Annotated in this window: 19 protein-coding genes; 6 read left to right on the forward strand and 13 right to left on the reverse strand. The window is 69.6% G+C overall.

Going from position 1 to position 17,704, the window contains the following annotated elements; all coding sequences use genetic code 11:
* Positions 1-18: 18 nt before the first annotated feature.
* Positions 19-465, forward strand: coding sequence for a hypothetical protein (locus SK854_RS37115; RefSeq protein ID WP_319979821.1), 447 nt, complete (start codon positions 19-21; stop codon positions 463-465).
* Between the two features lie 37 nt (positions 466-502).
* On the opposite strand, the gene SK854_RS37120 is transcribed toward SK854_RS37115, so the two are convergent.
* Positions 503-955 carry a DUF4396 domain-containing protein gene (locus SK854_RS37120; protein ID WP_093606187.1) on the reverse strand — a complete coding sequence of 151 codons (453 nt, stop codon included), beginning with the start codon at positions 953-955 and terminating at the stop codon, positions 503-505.
* A gap of 80 nt (positions 956-1,035) precedes the next feature.
* On the opposite strand from SK854_RS37120, the gene SK854_RS37125 reads away from it, so the two are divergent.
* Both SK854_RS37125 and SK854_RS37130 read left to right on the forward strand, forming a co-directional pair.
* A complete protein-coding gene (locus tag SK854_RS37125) occupies positions 1,036-1,368 on the forward strand; it encodes a hypothetical protein (protein WP_319979822.1) in 333 nt (110 codons plus the stop codon).
* 52 nt (positions 1,369-1,420) lie between these two features.
* Positions 1,421-1,927 carry a DUF305 domain-containing protein gene (locus SK854_RS37130; protein WP_406601872.1) on the forward strand — a complete coding sequence of 169 codons (507 nt, stop codon included), beginning with the start codon at positions 1,421-1,423 and terminating at the stop codon, positions 1,925-1,927.
* Positions 1,928-2,038: 111 nt separating this feature from the next.
* On the opposite strand, the gene SK854_RS37135 is transcribed toward SK854_RS37130, so the two are convergent.
* From SK854_RS37135 to SK854_RS37155, 5 genes are read right to left on the reverse strand one after another with little or no spacing between them, the layout of a single operon-like run.
* Entirely contained in the window at positions 2,039-3,034 is a 996-nt protein-coding gene (locus SK854_RS37135; protein WP_319979823.1) for a YdcF family protein, read from the reverse strand.
* 22 nt (positions 3,035-3,056) lie between these two features.
* Positions 3,057-3,224 carry a hypothetical protein gene (locus SK854_RS37140; protein ID WP_177320962.1) on the reverse strand — a complete coding sequence of 56 codons (168 nt, stop codon included), beginning with the start codon at positions 3,222-3,224 and terminating at the stop codon, positions 3,057-3,059.
* A gap of 16 nt (positions 3,225-3,240) precedes the next feature.
* Positions 3,241-3,393, reverse strand: coding sequence for a hypothetical protein (locus SK854_RS37145; RefSeq protein WP_319979824.1), 153 nt, complete (start codon positions 3,391-3,393; stop codon positions 3,241-3,243).
* A gap of 34 nt (positions 3,394-3,427) precedes the next feature.
* On the reverse strand, positions 3,428-4,147 hold the full coding sequence (locus tag SK854_RS37150) for a phosphotransferase (RefSeq protein ID WP_319979825.1): 720 nt from the start codon (positions 4,145-4,147) through the stop codon (positions 3,428-3,430).
* Positions 4,144-6,537: a tetratricopeptide repeat protein gene (locus SK854_RS37155; RefSeq protein WP_319979826.1), complete on the reverse strand. Its 2,394-nt coding sequence runs from the start codon at positions 6,535-6,537 to the stop codon at positions 4,144-4,146. The genes SK854_RS37150 and SK854_RS37155 overlap by 4 nt, the downstream gene beginning before the upstream one ends.
* A 93-nt stretch (positions 6,538-6,630) precedes the next feature.
* Here SK854_RS37155 and SK854_RS37160 point away from each other — a divergent pair, with 93 nt between their 5' ends.
* Together SK854_RS37160 and SK854_RS37165 are read left to right on the forward strand one after the other, a co-directional pair.
* Entirely contained in the window at positions 6,631-7,392 is a 762-nt protein-coding gene (locus SK854_RS37160) for an IclR family transcriptional regulator (protein ID WP_319979827.1), read from the forward strand.
* A 30-nt stretch (positions 7,393-7,422) separates the two neighbouring features.
* Positions 7,423-8,868, forward strand: a complete 1,446-nt coding sequence (locus SK854_RS37165; protein WP_319979828.1) for an aldehyde dehydrogenase family protein — start codon at positions 7,423-7,425, stop codon at positions 8,866-8,868.
* Here the strand turns inward: SK854_RS37165 and SK854_RS37170 are convergent.
* The 7 genes from SK854_RS37170 to SK854_RS37200 all read right to left on the reverse strand — a co-directional run bounded on the left by SK854_RS37170 (position 8,865) and on the right by SK854_RS37200 (position 15,757).
* Positions 8,865-9,494, reverse strand: coding sequence for a response regulator transcription factor (locus SK854_RS37170; protein WP_319979829.1), 630 nt, complete (start codon positions 9,492-9,494; stop codon positions 8,865-8,867). The two genes, SK854_RS37165 and SK854_RS37170, sit on opposite strands and share 4 nt — an antisense overlap.
* Positions 9,491-10,354 carry a sensor histidine kinase gene (locus SK854_RS37175; protein WP_319979830.1) on the reverse strand — a complete coding sequence of 288 codons (864 nt, stop codon included), beginning with the start codon at positions 10,352-10,354 and terminating at the stop codon, positions 9,491-9,493. Before SK854_RS37175 ends, SK854_RS37170 begins: the two co-directional genes overlap by 4 nt.
* Positions 10,351-11,562 carry a serine hydrolase domain-containing protein gene (locus tag SK854_RS37180; protein WP_319979831.1) on the reverse strand — a complete coding sequence of 404 codons (1,212 nt, stop codon included), beginning with the start codon at positions 11,560-11,562 and terminating at the stop codon, positions 10,351-10,353. Before SK854_RS37180 ends, SK854_RS37175 begins: the two co-directional genes overlap by 4 nt.
* A 208-nt stretch (positions 11,563-11,770) precedes the next feature.
* Positions 11,771-13,321, reverse strand: a complete 1,551-nt coding sequence (locus SK854_RS37185) for an MDR family MFS transporter (protein WP_319979832.1) — start codon at positions 13,319-13,321, stop codon at positions 11,771-11,773.
* Positions 13,318-13,941 (reverse strand): TetR/AcrR family transcriptional regulator, encoded by a 624-nt coding sequence (locus tag SK854_RS37190; RefSeq protein WP_319979833.1) that lies wholly within the window; start codon positions 13,939-13,941, stop codon positions 13,318-13,320. Before SK854_RS37190 ends, SK854_RS37185 begins: the two co-directional genes overlap by 4 nt.
* A 73-nt stretch (positions 13,942-14,014) precedes the next feature.
* Complete coding sequence (locus SK854_RS37195) at positions 14,015-14,731, reverse strand: DUF427 domain-containing protein (protein WP_319979834.1); 717 nt, start codon at positions 14,729-14,731, stop codon at positions 14,015-14,017.
* 42 nt (positions 14,732-14,773) lie between these two features.
* On the reverse strand, positions 14,774-15,757 hold the full coding sequence (locus SK854_RS37200) for a ribose-phosphate diphosphokinase (protein WP_319979835.1): 984 nt from the start codon (positions 15,755-15,757) through the stop codon (positions 14,774-14,776).
* 424 nt (positions 15,758-16,181) lie between these two features.
* On the opposite strand from SK854_RS37200, the gene SK854_RS37205 reads away from it, so the two are divergent.
* Positions 16,182-17,675 (forward strand): alpha/beta hydrolase, encoded by a 1,494-nt coding sequence (locus SK854_RS37205; RefSeq protein WP_319979836.1) that lies wholly within the window; start codon positions 16,182-16,184, stop codon positions 17,673-17,675.
* Positions 17,676-17,704: the final 29 nt, after the last annotated feature.

Consider the following 17,704-nt stretch of genomic DNA (forward strand, 5'->3'; position numbering starts at 1 on the left):
CGGTTTAGCGTCTTTTCCATGAGTGAGAACGATTTCAACTTCCTGCACGGCCGGTGGCGGGTGGCCAACCGCAAGATCGCCGACATCGTCGGCCGCGGCACCGAGTGGGTCGAGTTCGAGACGCGGGCCGAAGCCAGACCCCTCCTGGGCGGCGCGGCGATCATCGACAGCGTCTTCGCGGACGACTGGGAGGGCATGACCCTGCGCCAGTACGACCCCGCCGCCGACGTCTGGCGCATCTGGTGGGCGTCCACCCGCGCTCCCGGACACCTCGACCCGCCCCTGGAGGGTCGGTTCGACGACGGGCACGGGGTGTTCTTCGGTGACGACGTGGTCGGCGGGCACGCGGTGAAGGTGCGGTTCGACTGGACGCCGGGCGCCGAGCCGGTCTGGCAGCAGCAGTTCTCCTACGACGGTGGCGAGACCTGGGAGACGAACTGGGTGATGACGTTCACCCGCGCCTGACCAAGGAGGAAGGCCGGGGCGTTCGCGCCCCGGCCTCTCAGTGGTGGTGCTGGTGGACGACCGCGTGGCCCTTGCCGCGCGAGATCATCCAGCGGTTCACCGGCACCGTCACCACGAACGCGACGGCCAGCGAGAACACCAGCGCCGCCCAGAACACCCAGTTCGCGAGACCGGCGTTCATCGCGCCGGGCACGAGCAGCATCACCGCGTTGTCGACGATCTCCATGACCGCGATCGACACGGTGTCCGCGGCCAGTGCCACCCCGAGCGCGGCCTTGAACGCGAGACCGGAGCGCAGCACCGGGCGGATCGTCAGCGAGTAGCCGAACACGAACGCGAGCACGACGGCCAGCACGACCGTGGCGAGGTTGCCCCAGCCCAGCGCCGTGCCGATGACCATGCCGAGCACCTCGCCGATCGCACAACCGGTGAGGCAGTGCAGCGTCGCGGAGATCGCCTGCCTGGTCAGACTCGCGGGAGCGTGGTCCATCTCCTCCTCCTTCAGCGTCGCGCCGAACAATACCCCTAGGGGGTATACGTATCAAGCGATACCCCCGTAGGGTGTGTCACATGACGAGGCGCCGGCTCACCCAGTGGGTGTTGCTGTGCGCGCTCGTGTTCTCGGTCGTCGGTATGCACCATGTCGCAGCGGCGGAGACTCCGCACGCCGAGCACACGATGTCCCACCAGCAGGAACCTGAACAGCCGCACGAGCACGACCTGCTGCACCTGTGCCTCGCGGTGCTGGTCGCCGCGGCCGTGGTGCTGCTGGGCTGGTTCCTGGTCCGGACGGCACTCCCCCGGCTCGCGGCCCCTCCCGCCGAAACGCCGCTGAGCACCCCTCAACGTCCGCCACCGAGCGGAAGACAGCTCCTCACGACTCTCTGCGTGCTGCGGAACTGAGTTCGTCAGTCCGTTCAGCACTGTCCACAAACGCAGAGAGAAGAAGAATCCCTTGAAGAAGTCCCTCATCGGGGCTGTCGTCGGCATGCTCATGTTGAGCGCCTGCGGCGGTCCCGCGAACACGGCTGCCGATGTCACGTTCGCGCAAGGCATGGTCCCGCACCACGAGCAGGCGCTGGAGATGGCGAAGCTCGTGCCGTCGCGCAGCAGCAACGACAAGGTCCGCTCCCTCGCCTCGCGCATCGAGAAGGCGCAGGACCCGGAGATCGCTCAGATGAACGAGTGGCTCCAGCAGTGGGGTGCTGCCGAGCAGGACCACACAGGCCACGACATGGCCGGAATGATGAGCCACGACGACATGGCGAAGCTGGAGAAGTCCAGCGGCGCCGAGTTCGACCGGCTGTGGCTCGACATGATGATCAAGCACCACGAAGGTGCCGTCGAGATGGCGAAGACCGAGCTGGCCCAGGGCAAGGACGAGGGCGCGAAGAAGCTCGCTCAGGCCATCATCGACGGTCAGCAGCAGGAGATCACCGAGATGAAGGCGCTCCTGGGCTAACCGCATGGCCTAGAACGTTGGCTGGTAATTCACGCTCGGCAGGGCACCTCGCGGCACCGCCATGCACCCGTCTGACCGCGAATTCGCCCGGCAACGTTCTAGGCCACGCCACTAACCGATCTGGGTCAGCGCGAGCCCGCCGGCCATCAGCACGGCGCATGCCAGGCCGTGCACGACGGGGTTGCGGACCAGGAGCGCCACGAACTCCCGCAGGAACGCGCTCGGCACGAAGTACCAGGCCGTGGGCGCGCCGATGACCTGCAACCGCAGGCCCTGCTTGCGGGAGAGCACGGCGGTGCGGAACACGTGGTAGTTGTTCGTGACCGCGACGACCCGGCCGTTGAGACCTCGTTCGGCGAGCAAAGCCTTGCTGTAGCGCAGGTTCTCCTCGGTCGTGGTCGCCTGGTCCTCCATCACGACGTCGGCGTCGGGCACGCCGCGTTCGAGGAGGTACTCGTGCATCGCGAAGGCCTCGGAGACGTCCTCGTCCGCGCCCCGCCCGCCTGACACGACGATCACGGGTGACCGGCCGGCCTCGCGCTCGCGGTGGTAGAGCCGCATCGCGCGGTCGAGCCGGTTCGCCAGCAGCTTCGGCACGCGGGACCCGATGAGGCCCGCGCCGAGCACCACGATGCCGTCGAAGCCGTGGCGGCGGCCCGTGCGGCCGTAGATGACGGAGTACAGCAGGAGGCTCACGAACAAGAACGCGATGTACGCCGACATCAGGAACAGGCCGATGGCGGTGCCGCGGATCCAGTCGTTGGGCTGGGCGATGCCCCAGAAGAAGTAGATCATCTCGCCGAGCAGGGCCAGGCCCGCGAGCAGCGACAGCAGGTTGCCCAGCGACCGGCCCTCGCGGCGGACCATCACCAGGCCGTTGGCCAGCAACGCGAGCGGAAGCAGCAGCAGGCCGAGCACGGCCAGCATGAACGCGAGCAGCAGCGGCAGGCTCAGGACCGGGTTGTCCCGTCCGGCCTCCGCCAGCAACAACAGCAGCATCAGGAGCGCGATGCCGAGCCACACGGCGTTGCTCAGCCTGCGGCGGTCACGCACCATCCCGATGACGAAGAAAAGGGCGGGGATGAGGAAGAGCAGGCCGGCTAGCACCGGCCAAGGGTAGTACCGGTGATCACTCGTCGCTCTCGGGCGCCGGAACCGGCTTCGGGCGCGGCCTCAAGCGCACCGCGCCCGCCGTCAGATCGAGCGGTCCGGTCTCCTCGTAGTCCTCACCGGTGCCCGCGTCCGTCGCCTCGCGGCGGACTTTGGGGCCCGGGAACAACTCGCCCAACTGTCCCATGCCCTCGACACTACCCTCAGAACAAGGCGATGAGCAGGATGATGACGGCGATCGCGACGACGATCGGAATCCACATCGAACCCGCCGGCCTGCGGTAGTGGCTGCGGACCGTGGTGCTGCGGAAGAAGCTGTACGGGGCGCTGCGGCGGTGGCGGCGAACCCAGGGCATGTCGTCCTCCTCGATCGTGGCTGTCAGCACGGGGTTACCCGGTTCTCAGCCGTTCGAGTACTCCGGTCAGCCCAACTTCCACCACCTCGGGGTCGCCGATGTCGTTGCCGTGCAGAACCTCGTGCCACGGTCCGAGCCGATGCCAGATCAACGCCCGCTCCCGCAGCTCCCGCGTGACCCCGTAGGTCTCGGCGAGGGCGCCGGCGAACTCGGGCGGCGTGGAGTGCAGCGCCCAGGCGAGGTCGATCGCCGCGTCGCCGACGTGCAGGTCGCCGAAGTCGATCACGCCGGTCAGCACGCCGTCGCGGCCCAGCACGTGTTCGGGGCCGAGATCGCCGTGCACGAGAGTGTCAGCGGGCAGGCCATCGAGTTCGGCCAGCAGTTCCGCGCCGCCAGGAACCCGCACCTCCGCGCGGAACCTGTCGATCGGCAACGGCATCGGCCCGACGCCTCGTCGCGCGGCCTCCTCGACCGGTACCGCGTGCAGTGCCCGCAGGAACTCCCCCAGCTGCCGGCCCTGCACCGCGGTCAACGACACGAGTTCGCCCCGCACCAGCGCGTGCCGCACGACCACAGGCTCCTGGGACACGATCTCGGGAACGGGCACGGGCAACGGCAACCGGGGCGCAAGCCAGGGCATCACCGCCGCCTCGCGCAGCAACTGCGGGCCGATCTCCGGACGGCGCGGGCGGCGCACCACCCACCCGTCGACCAGCTCCGCCGTGCTGTCCCAGCCCTCACCGAGATATGTCACCCCGTCGCCAGGAACGATCGCGCGTCCGAAGCGACCTTCGCCTGACTGCGGTCCTCCGCCGCCTGCAGCGCTTCTCGTGCCGTGTCAACGGAACCGGTGATGCGCGCGCGGGCCAGCAATGCGCGTGAGTGGTCCATGAAGCTGTCGGTCTCGCGGATCGTGGTGAGCACCGCGTCGATCAGCTCGACGGATCCCGTGGCCTGAGCGAGCAAGATCGACGCGGTGATCACGCCGGGCTCGTAGCCGATCTTGCGCCCGAGCTCGACCGCGTCGCCCGCGTGTTGCCCCGCCTTCTCCGGTTCCAGCACGGCCATCGCGACCAGGCAGTCGATCCGCGACTTGGGGTGCTCGGCGTCGCGCGAGACCTCGAAACAGCGACTGGCCACGGTCAGGCCCTCGTCGATCTCGCCGCGTTCGGCACGGATGCGGGCGAGGCTCGCCAGTGCGTTCGCGAGGGCCCGCGGATGGTCCTCCTCGGTGTGCAGACGGACGGACTCCAGACTCGCGTCCAGCGCCCTGTCCAGCTCGCCCAGCTCGAAGTAGGCGACGGACAGGTTGTCCAGGACGAGCGCACGCTGGTTGCTCATGCCGTGCCGCGCGCAGACCTCGTACGCCTGCTCGATGTACCGCGCCGCCTCACGCAGCTCTCCCCTGGCGCCGTGGGAGATGCCGAGGTTCATCAGTGTGCTGGCCGCCGCGCGTTCGTCACCGATCTGCCGGCGCAGTGCGAGCGCCTCGGTGAGCTGGGCACGGGCCTGCGCGACCTCGCCCAGCTCCAGGTGCACGAGCCCGAAGTTGTTCCTGATCGTCGCGATCGAGCCGGGATCGTCCGCCTGCTCCAGCGCCGCCTCGTAGCAGTCCAGCGCGCCGCTGTACTCGCCACGCCCCCACGCCGACATGCCCAGGCCGAACAACGCCGCACACTGCCCAGCCCGGTCACCCGCCGCCCGTGCCGCCCGCAGCCCGGCCTCGAACACCAGCGCCTTCTCGGTCTCGAACCGCCCGACGTGCAGGTAGATCCGGACGACGTCGGCGAGTTGCTGCGCGTACGGCGACGGCGCGGCGAGCACGGCCGCGACCAGGTTGGCGTGCTCCTCCTCCAGCCACGCCGTGGCGTCCTCCCGGCCCTCGAACTCGAGGCATGCCCCGCTCAGATCGGGGTCGGTGATCAAGCTCAACTCGGCGATCACCTTGCCAATGGCGTTGTAGGCCGTCCTCAAATACCACGAATAACTGTGGAGCAGCCGGACCCGGTCGTCGCCGTCCGCAGCGTCAGCGGCAAACAGTCTGATGAGGTCATGCAGCTGGTAACGACCGCCAACGTGGTCAATGAGCCCGGCCCGCACCAGCTCGTCGAGCTGCGCGCCGGAAGCACTCCCCGCGAGCGCCGTGACGGCGTCGACCCCGATGTCCGCGCCAGGAGACAGCCCGACCAGCCGGAACACCCGCTTCGCCGCACTGCTCAACGCCCGGTAGGACAGGTCGAACGTGGCCCGTACAGCCGCGTCCCCGTCGATCTCCAGCACCGTCAGCCGATCACCACGCAACTCGTCGAGGTAGTCCTCGATGTGCCCGTACGCCACGTTCGCCCCCGCGATGCGCAACGCGAGCGGCAAGTGCGCGCACAGCCGTACGAGCTCAGCGCGTTCCTCATCAGTGCCCTCGACACGCATCCTGACCAGCAACTCGCGCGCTGCGTCATCGCCCAGCACGTCGAGCCGCAACTGGCCGGGCAGGTCGTGCCGGCTGGTGAGGATCGCCAGGCATCCCGGCTGGTTCGGCAACAGCAGCTCGATCATGTCTTCGACGGCGTTGTCGAGCACGACAAGCACCCGCTTGCCGACGAGCTTCTTCTGGTACAACTCGGCCTGGGCGTCGAGGCTCACCGGAATCGCGGCCTGCGGCACCCCGAGCGCCTTGAGGAACCGGCTCAGCGCCTGCCCCGGTGTGACCGGCGTCCCAGACGCGAACGCGCGCATGTTCACGTACAGCTGACCGTCGAAGTACTGCTCCCGCAACCGATGCGCGAGCCTCACCGCGAGCGCGGTCTTGCCCACCCCCGGCGCACCGGTGATCGCGATGACGCCTTCCTGGCGTTCGAGGCGTTCCAGCTCGTGCTCGCGGCCTACGAAGTCCAGGAGGTCCGCCGGAAGCTGGCACGGTCCCGGCGTGCGGACCTTGAGACGGTAGCCGGACGCGTCGGTGACGATCTCGTCCTGAATGGACCTGCGGAGCCTCTTGACCAGGGTGCGCAGCGCGGGGAGCGGGCCCGTCGGCGGGGTGTCGCCCCAGACCTCGCGGATCAGGTCGGCGAACAGCACCGGTTCGCCGGGGTGCGCGGCGAGAGCCCTGTGCAGCGTGTGGAGTTTTCCCTCTTGTGTTCCGGCCACCGGCCCGATCATAGGCGCGGCGCAGGTCGAGGTGCAGATGTCGGCCACGGCCTCGCTCGGGTGGCCCGGCCCGACCGCGGGCAGAATTCGTGGATGGCCGCCACCGTCTCCTCCAAGCTGCTGTCGCTGCTCGGCACGTTCGACAGCAGGCACCGCCGCCAGACCCTGAGCGGGATGGCGCGGCGCAGCGGGTTGCCGATCAGCACCACGCACCGGCTGCTGGCCGAGCTCGCGGAGTGGGGCGCGGTGCGGCGGCTGGACTCGGGCGAGTACGTGATCGGGCGGCGGATCTGGCGTCTCGGGTTGCTCGCGGCCGGCGAGGTGGAGCTGAGCCGGGTGGCGGAGCCGTTCCTGCACGACATCCACGCGGCGACGCGGGCGGTGGTGCACCTGGCCGTGCGGGAGGGTACCGAGGTGCTGTACCTCGATCGGGTGTCGGGACACGCGTCGGTGCCGATCGTGAGCTCGACCGGCAGCCGGTTGCCCTTGCACTCCACCGGGGTCGGGAAGGTGTTGCTCGCGCACGCGCCCGCGGAGATTCAGGAAGAGGTGCTCACGCACGGGCTGACGCGGATCACGGCGTTCACGGTCACGGAGCCCGGCCGGATGCGGGCGCAGCTGCACCGGATCCGGCGCGACGGGTACGCGCAGACGTTCGAGGAGATGACGCTCGGGGCGTGCAGCGTGGCGGTGCCGGTCGAGGTGGAGGGGCACGTCGTCGCGGCGCTCGGGATCGTGGTGCCGGACCTGCGCAACGTGCGGGCGCGACTCGTGGCGGCGTTGCAGGTGGCGGCACGGGGTATCGCCCGGATGCTGGAGCCCAGTTTCCATCCACCGGAAGCCGGACTTGGATGATCACCCCGTCTGACGGTTGAATCCTCAACCGTGGCAAGCGACAAGCGTGAGCTCCTCATCGGCGGCGACAGCGTTCCCGCGCTGGACGGCCGCACCACCGACGATCTCAACCCCTTCACCGGCGAGGTGTACGCCGTTGTGGCGGCTGCCGGTCCCGCGGACGTCACACGGGCCGTCGACGCTGCTCAAGCGGCCTTCCCGGAGTGGTCGGCGACGACCCCCTCGGTGAAGCGCGGGATCCTGCTGCGAGCCGCGGACGGACTGGAGGCCAGGACGGCCGAGGTCGTCGCGGTCATGGCCGCCGAGGTCGGCGGTGTCGGCGGGTGGGCCGGGTTCAACGTCATGCTGGCGGCCAACATCCTGCGCGAGGCGGCCGCGGCCGTCACCCAGCCCGTCGGCGAGGTGCTGACGACGGAGGTGCCCGGCCAGCTGTCGCTCGCCGTCCGGGAACCGCTCGGCGTCGTCGCGGCGTTCGCGCCGTGGAACGCGCCGGTCATCCTGAGCGCGCGGGCCGTCGCGGCGCCGCTCGCCGCCGGGAACACCGTGGTGCTCAAGCCCAGCGAGGACGCGCCGATCGCGGCCGGGCTGTTCATCGCCGACGTGTTGCGCGAGGCCGGGCTGCCGGCGGGCGTGCTGAACGTCGTGACGAACGCTCCCGCCGACGCCGCCGCGGTCGCCGAGGCGCTGATCACCGACTCGCGTGTGCGCGCCGTGAACTTCACCGGGTCGACCGAGGTCGGCCGGATCGTCGGAACCCTTGCCGCGCAACACCTCAAGCCCGCCGTGCTGGAGCTCGGCGGCAAGAACTCGTTGCTGGTGCTCGACGACGCCGATCTCGACCACGCCGTCGACGCGGCGACGTTCGGCGCGTTCCACAACGCCGGCCAGATCTGCATGTCGACCGACCGCATCCTGGTGCACCGGTCGGTCGCCGAGGAGTTCACCGCGAAGCTCGCGGCCAAGGTCGGGTCACTGCCGCACGGCGATCCCGCCGACCCCGGCACGGTGATCGGCCCGATGATCAACCCGCGGTCCGCTTCCCGGGTCGCCGCGCTGGTGGCCGAGGCGGTCGAGGCCGGCGCCACCGTGCGCGCCGGCGGCAACGGGGCCGCGACCGTGCTGGACGGTGTGACTCCGTCGATGCGCGTCTTCCAGGAGGAGATCTTCGGCCCGGCCGTCATCGTCGTCCCCGTCGCCGACGACGACGAGGCCGTGGCCATCGCGAACGACACCGAGCACGGTCTCACCGCGGGCATCCTCACCGAGGACTCGCGGCGCGGTCTCGCTCTCGCGCAACGGATCCGGACCGGCATCGTCCACGTGGGCAACCAGACGGTGGACGACGAGCCGCAGGCGCCGTTCGGTGGCGTGAAGTCCAGCGGCTACGGCAGGTTCGGCGGCCGGTGGGGCATCGAGGCGTTCTCCGCGACCCGCTGGGTCACCGTCGCGAGCGAGCACGGCCACTTCCCGTTCTAGAGGCCCGCTTCGTGGGCGATGATCGCCGCCTGGACCCGGTTCTCCGCGCCCAGGCGGCTCAGGATCGCGCTCACGTGCCCCTTCACCGTGCCCTCGACCAGGTCGAGTCGGCGGGCGATCTGCGCGTTCGACAGGCCCTGGCCGAGCAACGCCAGCACGTCGCGTTCCCGTGCGGTCAACGTCTCGACCCGTGTGCGCGCCTGCCCGACCCGGCCGCCGCGGAACCGGCTGATCATCCGGGCCGCCACCTTCGGCGCCAGGTAGGCGCCGCCGGACGCGAGCGCGTGCACACCCGCGATCAGTTCGCGCGGATCGCCTGACTTCAGCAGGAATCCGCGCGCGCCGCCGTCCAGCGCCCGTTCCAGGTAGCCGTCGTCGTTGAACGTCGTGAGCATCGCGACGCCGAACCCCAGCCGTGCCAGCTCGGTCGCCGCCTCCAGTCCGTCGAGGCGCGGCATCCGGATGTCCAGCAGCACGACGTCCGGCCGGTGCTTCAACGCGAGGTCGATCGCCTCGCGTCCGTCCGATGCCTCCGCGACGACGTCCAGTTCGGGGTCGGAGCCGAGGATGGCGCGCACGCCCGCGCGCACCATCGTCTCGTCGTCGGCGAGCAGTACGCGAATCACGAGTCCCCCGAGTGCGGTAGCACGGCGACCAGTTCGAACCGGCCGCCGCCACGACTGACGCGCAGGCTACCCCCGGCGAGCCGCACCCGTTCGCGCAACGCGACCAGGCCCAACCGGCTGCCCGCACCGCGCCGACGTCCGGCGTCGTTGCCCGCCTCGACCACGGTCGCGGCCTCGTCGGTGGTGATGCTCAGCCGCAGCAACGACTTCGGCGCGTGCTTGGCGGCGTTCGTCAGCGCCTCCTGCACGACTCTGCGGACCGTCGGTTCCACTGTGGACGGAATCGGGCCGTCTGCCGAGAACTCGACGTGCATCCCTGCCGCCACCGCGCGGTCCACGAGATCCTGGAGGTCGTGGTCGGACGGCGGCTCGCCGTCGCGCAGCAGGAACACCAGTTCCGACAACCGTTCCGTGGCGTCGGCCGCCGTCTCCCGGAGCTGCGCGGCGGCGGCCTGGTGCGCGGCGGGCAGCGTCATCTCCAGCGCACCCGCCCGCAACGCGAGCAGGCTCAGCTCGTGCCCGAGCCGGTCGTGGACCTCGTGCGCGATCCGGGTGCGTTCGCGCAAGTGAGCGGCCTCGACGGTGGCGGCGGCCAACGCGGCCTGCTGGTGCGCGACCCGCCCGAGGAACCACGGCAACGCGACCGACAGCCCCACCACCGCCAACGCCATCAGCCCACCGACGACCGCCCCCACCAGCACCAGCGCCGTCCAGCCGGACTCGGTGCGGCGCCCGAGCAGGAACGAGATCACGAACAACGGCCCCCACACCGCGACCGTCCACGGTGGAACGCTGGTCTGCATCGCGAACGACACCGCGACCGCCGCCGCCACACACCCCGCGAGCGCCGCCGTCCTCATCGCCGCCACCTCGCGACCGCGACACTCAGGTTCATCACGCTGGACACGCCCAACCACACCACAAGCGGCAGCGAATAGTGCGCCAGTTGGAAGAACGTGATGTCGCGCCCGCCGCCGTACAGCAGCCCGAGCAGCGTGGGCAACGCCAGCAGGATGCCCAGCGGTACGAGCCTGAGCACCTGCCACGCCTTGTGGAACCGCCGTGGCCTCCTCCGCGCCCGAATCCCCAGCCCGACCGACAACAGCGTGAACGCGGCCAGCACCAGATCGGTCAGCAACCGGTACGACTCCGGCTCCGGCGGCGTCCTGCCTTCGACGACGTCGGCGATCCCGTTCTCCAGCCCGTACGTGCCCTCGTTGCCGAGCGTGATCCCGCTGTTCGCCATGACCGCGATGCCGTACCCGGACGACGTCAGCAGCTGCCCGGCCGTGCCGGTGAACCAGATCCCGCTGTGCCGCAACCGTCCCTGCTGGTCGGCCTCCCAGCCCATGCCGTCCTGCGGAGCGAGCTTCGGCTGCGCGGCCAGCCACTTCCCCATGTCCGCGGCCGTGGTGATCACGCCGTCCGAGCCCGTGACGAACCTGTCCGGTTCGGTCAGCGGGATCGAGAACCCGTACGCGTAGCCGTAGCCCTCGCGGTAGTCCGGCGGCAGATCGCGTGGCGTCACGTCGATCGCGACGGTGTCCTTCATGTTCAGGGGCTCGAAGACGTGCTTCTTCAGGTACGCGTTGAAGTTCTCGCCCGACGCCACCTCGACCAGCCGTGCGGCCAGGTGGTAGTTGGTGTTGGTGTAGCGGAACTCGTTGTCGGGCACGGCTTTCTGGAGGGCTTCGCGCGCCCGTTCCACCGCCTCGGCCGGACTGCCGGGCTGCTTCAGGCTCTTCTCCGGCAACGTCCGGTCGCTGATCCCCGACTTGTGGGCGAGCAGCTGACGCGGCGTGACGCGCGAGTCGAACACCGGCCGGTCGAGGTCGATCTTGCCGGCGTCCGCGAGCTGCCGGACCGCCAGCGCCGTGAACGACTTGCTGACCGAGGCGATCGCCATCTTGGTGTTCTCGGTGATCGGGGCGCCGGTGGAGTCGTGCCCGAAGCCCTGGACCGCGACCACCTGGTCCCCCTTGGTGATCGCGACGGCGACGCCCGGATAGGAGGCCTCACCCATGTAGGTGGAAACGAGCAGCGTGAGCGCCGCACCCCAGATGTTCATGGGACAGAACGTAGGGATCGACGGGCGGAGAGACCCGGCCTGAAAGGCAGGGCGGACCCCCGACGAAAGTCAGGGGTCCGCCCTGCTGGACCGGACGGCAGGTCGGACGCTGGACGCCGTTCGCGCCTGGCGCCGACCCGCTCCCGGAGCTCTGAACGCGTCGAGGCCCCCGACCACGAAGGTCGAGGGCCTCGGCAACGAGCAACGATCAGTGACCCGCGGCCATCTCCGCCGCCAGCCGGTCGTCACCGCTCGTCTCCTTGAGCGGCTTCTCCTTGATGAACGCCACCGCGAGCAGCGCGAGCAGCGCGAACGGCGCGCCCACCAGGAAGATCTCCGCGGTCGCCGTCGCGTAGATGTCGGCGATCACGGCCTTGATCTCCGGCGGCAGCACCGAGATGTCCGGCACCTTGTTCTCGCCGCCGGTGCCGCCCATCGCGCCGAACTTCTCGGCGGCCAGGGACGAGACCTTGCTCGCGAGCACGGCGCCCAGCGCCGAGACGCCGATCGCGCCGCCCAGTGAGCGGAAGAACGTCAGCGTGGACGTGGTGGCGCCGAGGTCGCGAGCCGGCACGTCGTTCTGCGCGGCCAGGACGAGGTTCTGCATCATCAGGCCCACGCCGACGCCGAGCACGAACATGTGCACGGACACCATGAACACGGTCGTCTGCGCGGTGATCGTGGACAGCAGCAGCATGCCGCCGACCATGAACACGCCGCCGGCGACCAGGAACGCCTTCCACTTGCCGAACTTCGTGATGAGCTGGCCCGCGACGGTGGACGAGACGAGCAGGCCGAAGATCAGCGGCAGGCCGAGCAGGCCGGCCTGGGTCGGCGTCTTGCCGAGCGAGAGCTGGAAGTACTGCGACAGGAACACCGTGCCGCCGAACATCGCGATGCCGACCAGGGCACTGGCGATGGTCGCCAGCGAGACGGTGCGGTTGCGGAAGATCGACAGCGGCACGATCGGGTCGTGCGCGGTGGCCTCGACGCGGACGGCGGCCACGAGCAGCAGCACGCCCAGCGACACCAGGCCTGCGGTCCAGGCCGACGCCCACTCGAACTTCTGGCCGGCCAGCGAGGACCAGATCAGCAGGGTCGAGACGCCGGAGACGATCAGGAACGCGCCCAGGTAGTCGATCTTCGTCTTCTCGTTGCGCACGACCGGCAGGTGCAGGGTGCGCTGCAGCATGTAGATCGCGGCGAGGGTGAACGGGATGCCGATGAAGAAGCACCAGCGCCAGCCGAGCCACGAGGTGTCGACCAGGACGCCGCCGATCAGCGGGCCCGCGACGGTGCCGACGCCGAACACCGCGCCGAACATGCCGGAGTACTTGCCGAGCTCACGCGGCGGGATCATCGCGGCCATCACGATCGTCGCGAGTGCCGTGACGCCACCGGCGCCCAGGCCCTGCACGACGCGGCTGATGATGAGCATCTCGATGTTCTGCGAGAAGCCCGCGATCAGCGAGCCGACGACGAACAGGCTCAGCGACGCCTGGATCAGCAGCTTGCGGCTGTACAGGTCGGCGAGCTTGCCCCACAGCGGCACGGTCGCGGTCATCGCGAGCAGTTCGGTCGTCACGATCCACGCGAAGATCGACTGCGAGCCTTCGAGCTCGGAGACGATGCGCGGCAACGCGTTCGAGACGACGGTGCCGGCGAGGATGGCCACGAACATGCCGAGCATCAGGCCCCACATGGCCTGGACGACTTCCCGTTTGCTGTGGACCGGTGTTGCTTCTGCCTCGGTGCTCATGATCCCCCTTCGTGGTGGTGCGGTACGTGGGCCAGCCCGGTGCCGAACAGGCCGAGCGCCTCGCCGACCAGCTCGCCCAGCGCGACGCTGTCGTCCAGGGCCCATCGCGTCACGGCGCAACGGAAAGCGGCGCTCCCGGCGGCGACCAGCAGCCGCGGGTACACGTGGGACTCGGGCAGCCCCGCCCGCTGTCCCACGGCGTTCGCGAGCAGTTGCTCGGACTCGGCGCTGTTGGCGAACGCGCGGACCAGCAGGTCCGGCCGCTGCATCAGGACTTCCTTGCGCAGCAGCCACAGGTCGCGTGCGTTGTTCAGCTCGTCGGTGATCTCCGCGAGGATCGAGCGCCGGTACGCGTCGAACGGCGAGACGTCGTCGGCGAAGGCCAGGATGCGTTCGGCGATGCGCGGGCCCGCCTCGGGGTCCGCGCCGATGAGCGCCTCGTCCTTGCTCGCGAAGTAGTTGAAGAACGTGCGCACCGAGACGTCGGCCTCGGCGGCGATCTCCTCCACGGTGACGTGGTCGTAGCCCCGCTCGGCGGCGAGACGCACGGTCGCCCGCTCGAGCGCGGCACGCGTGCGGCGCTTCTTGCGGTCGCGCAGGCTCTCCCCCGGCTGGTTCACGAGGGCAAGGGTACGGATTGTTTTGCAGTCACTGCAAGTTTGCAGTGTGTGAACTAAGTCTCGCCGAGAGTAGCTATGACCAGGGACTCTTCGGCCTCTCCTGGAGCTCGCCGTCGACGAAGAGGTCGACCTTCTCGCTGTAGAAGCACGCCATTCCGGCGATCTTCTGGCTCTCCGGCAGCGGCTCCCGGTAGATCCAGACGAGGTCCTCGTGGGTCACGCCGTTCACCTCGACCGACCAGTACGCGGCGGTCCCCTTGTACGGGCACTGCGTCCGCGTGTCCGACGGCCTGAGCAGATCGAACCGAACGTCGCTCAACGGCAGGTAGTAGCGCGGCGGAAGGCTCGTCTCGAACAGGATCCGCGGCTGCGACGAGGCCGCCAGGGTCACCCCGTCCAACGCGACCCGCACGTGCCGTGAGCTGCTCAGGACGTCGACCCGCTTGTACGGGTCACGCGGGTGGACGTAGATCGGCTCGTCCTCTTCCAGCCACTCGTCCATGGCCGCGAACTCGAACCGGACCAGGTCCCGCAGCTCCGCCGAGTCCGGATAGGTCAGCGCGGCGCCCTCGGCCGTGCCGGACCGCGTGACGACGTCGTGGACCACGCCGTCGCCCCTGGTCTCCCCCGTCGGCCTCAGTTCGACGCGCACCGAGGACAGGGGCAGGTAGTAGGCCGGGTAGTACGGGACCTCCCAGACCAGGCGCGGCGAGGTCGTGTCCACGACCAGTTCGCCACCGAAGTACGCACGGACCCGCTTCGCCGAGGTCTCCACTCGCAAGTCGCCCATGCCCCATACCAACACGGGACGGCGGCGCGAGCTTCCCGGAAGTCAGGCGTTGCCGTCGAACAGCGACGTCACCGAGCCGTCCTCGAAGACCTCGCCGATCGCCCGCGCCAGCAACGGCGCGATGCTCAGCACGCTCAGGCCGGGGAACCGCTTCTCGTGCGGGATCGGCAGCGTGTCGGTGAGGATCACCTCGCGGGCCTTGCTCGCGATGAGCCGGTCGTGGGCCTCACCCGACAGCACGCCGTGCGTGGCCACGAGGACGACGTCCTTCGCACCCTGCTCCAGCAGCTGCCGTGCCGCCGTCGAGCTCGTCATCGCCGTGTCGATCATGTCGTCGACCACGACGCAGGTGCGGCCCTCGACGTCGCCGACGACGCGGTTGGAGGTGATCTCGTTGGGGCGCAACGGGTCGCGCGTTTTGTGGATGAACGCGATCGGGCAGCCGCCGAGCAGGTCCGCCCACTTCTCGGCGAGCCTGGTTCGGCCGGCGTCCGGGGAGACGATCGTGAGGTCCTCGCCCTGGTAGCGACCGCGGACGTGCTCGCAGAGCAGCCACATCGCGTGCAGGTGGTCGACCGGGCCGTCGAAGAAGCCCTGGGCCTGCGCGGTGTGCAGGTCGACCGTCACGATCCGGTCGGCGCCCGCGGTCTTGAACATGTCCGCGACCAGCCGCGCCGACACGGGCTCGCGTCCGGCGTACTTGCGGTCCTGGCGCGCGTACGGATACGACGGCACGACGGCGGTGATGCGCTTGGCCGAGGCGCGTTTCAGCGCGTCCACCATCAGCAGCTGTTCCATCAGCGAGTCGTTGACGGGCGCGCTGTGACTCTGCATGACGAACGCGTCCGCGCCGCGCACCGACTCCTCGAAGCGCACGAAGATCTCGCCGTTGGCGAAGTCGTAGGCGGCCTGTGGCGTGATGGCGACGCCGAGGTGCTTGGCCACGGCCTCGGCCAGTTCCGGGTGCGACCTGCCGGTGAGCAGGATGAGCTGCCGCTTGGCGATGCCCGGCTTACCGCTGACCATCGCCCACGCTCCACACTCGTCCGACCTTGAACCCGATCGTTCAGCATCTCCGCGAGATCACGCAAACCCCGTGTCCGGCCGATGAGATTCCACGTTGCAGAGGAATACTGATTCACTCGATCGGTACCACCCACAGGTAGTCACGTAGCAGCCCTCCTGTCCCACGCTCGGTATAGATCGGGGGAACCGGATTCACCTCTTGGGGTATGACCCTGGTGATTTCTTGATCAGCGTCCTTGAGGTGTCAATGACCATGCCTACGCTCCCCCCATGCCGGAGACCCAGGAAGCACCTGGACCAACAACCCAGGCTCCCCCCGCGAACCCGATCGTGATGGGCACGCCCATCCACGACCAGATCGCCGACCATCTGGGAGTTCGCCAAAAGCATCGACGGCCTGACTAAGCGCGGCTATGAACGCTCCATGCGTCTCTCCGTGCTCGGCGCCGTGGTGGCGCTCGTGGTCGTCCTCGCGCCACCGGCTCAGGCCGCGCCCGCCGCTCCGCCGGTCGTCTGGAGCGCGTGCGAGCCGTCACGCCCCGGATTCGAGTGCGCGACGATCATCGTGCCGCTCGACCACGACGACCCGCGCGGCGCGACCACGGCGGTGGCACTGACCCGCAAACCCGCCACCGACCGGGCAGGACGCATCGGCTCGTTGCTCTTCAACCCCGGCGGGCCCGGCGCGTCGGGGATCGACCACGTGTGGGCGTGGGGCGAGAAGATGTCGGCCGGGGTGCGGGGCCGGTTCGACGTCGTCGGCTTCGACCCGCGCGGCATCGGCCGGTCGAACCCGCTGCGCTGCTTCGCCTCCGACGAGGAGCGGGCGGAGTTCCTGGCCGCGGGCCCGATCTTCCCGTACGAGCGGGCGCAACAACGGCCGTTCTTCGACCGCTACCGCTCACTGGCGGCCAAATGCGACCAGCCGATCGCACGGCACATGAGCACCGCCGACGTCGTGCGTGACCTCGACCTGCTGCGGCGCGCGCTGGGCGACCGCAAGCTGACCTACTTCGGCACCTCGTACGGCTCGTACATCGGCACGACCTACGCGAACATGTTCCCGGACAACATCCGCGCCCTCGCGATCGACGGCGTGCTGAACCCCGAACTCTGGTCGAGCGGGCGGCAGATCGAGTCCGATCGGATCGCCACGAGAGAGGTGCTCGACGAGTTCTTCCGGCTCTGCGACGAGGCCTCGTGCGCGTTCGGACCGAACTCGGAGCAACGGTGGCAGGCTCTGCTGGACTCGGTGCGCGCCAAGCCGATCACGCTCGGCACCGAGGTGTGGACCTACGACGCGGTGATCCAGTGGGCGTTGTTCGCCGGGTTCGCCTCGGAGAGCTGGACGGACGTCGCCGCGGTGCTGGACCAGCTCTCCGACGCGGCTGCGAGCCCGTCGACGGCGTCGGCTCCGGTCTACGACAACTTCTTCGACGCCAACCTGGGCACCACGTGCGCGGACACCGAGTTCCCGCGCACCTTCGGCGAGTACCGCGCGGTCTCCCGTTACGCGGAGGCCGGGTCGGAGTTCGGCCCCTACTGGTGGTGGAGCACCAGCGCGTGCGCGAACTGGCCGGTGAACGAAGACCGCTACACCGGGCCGTGGCGGGCGCGCACGTCCGCGCCGGTTCTGGTGGTGGGCAACCGGTTCGACGGCTCCACGGACTTCCGGGGCGCGCAGGCCGTGGCGAAGCAGCTGCCCCACAGCCGGCTGCTGGAGTACGCGGGCTGGGGGCACATCGCGTACCGGCGCAGTCAGTGCGCCATCGACCACATCCACTCTTACCTGCTCAGCGGAGCGTTGCCCGCGGTGGGAACGGTGTGCCCGGCGAACCCGAACCCGTTCCTCGACACGGCGTCCCCACTGGCCGGTCACGACTTTCGGCGGTCGACGGGGCAGGTCGCGAGCAGGTAGGAAGAGCGCTTCTGCGGACAAGAGGGGAA

The sequence above is a fragment of the Lentzea sokolovensis genome (genome assembly GCF_033949975.1).
GTDB classification, from domain to species: domain Bacteria; phylum Actinomycetota; class Actinomycetes; order Mycobacteriales; family Pseudonocardiaceae; genus Lentzea; species Lentzea sokolovensis.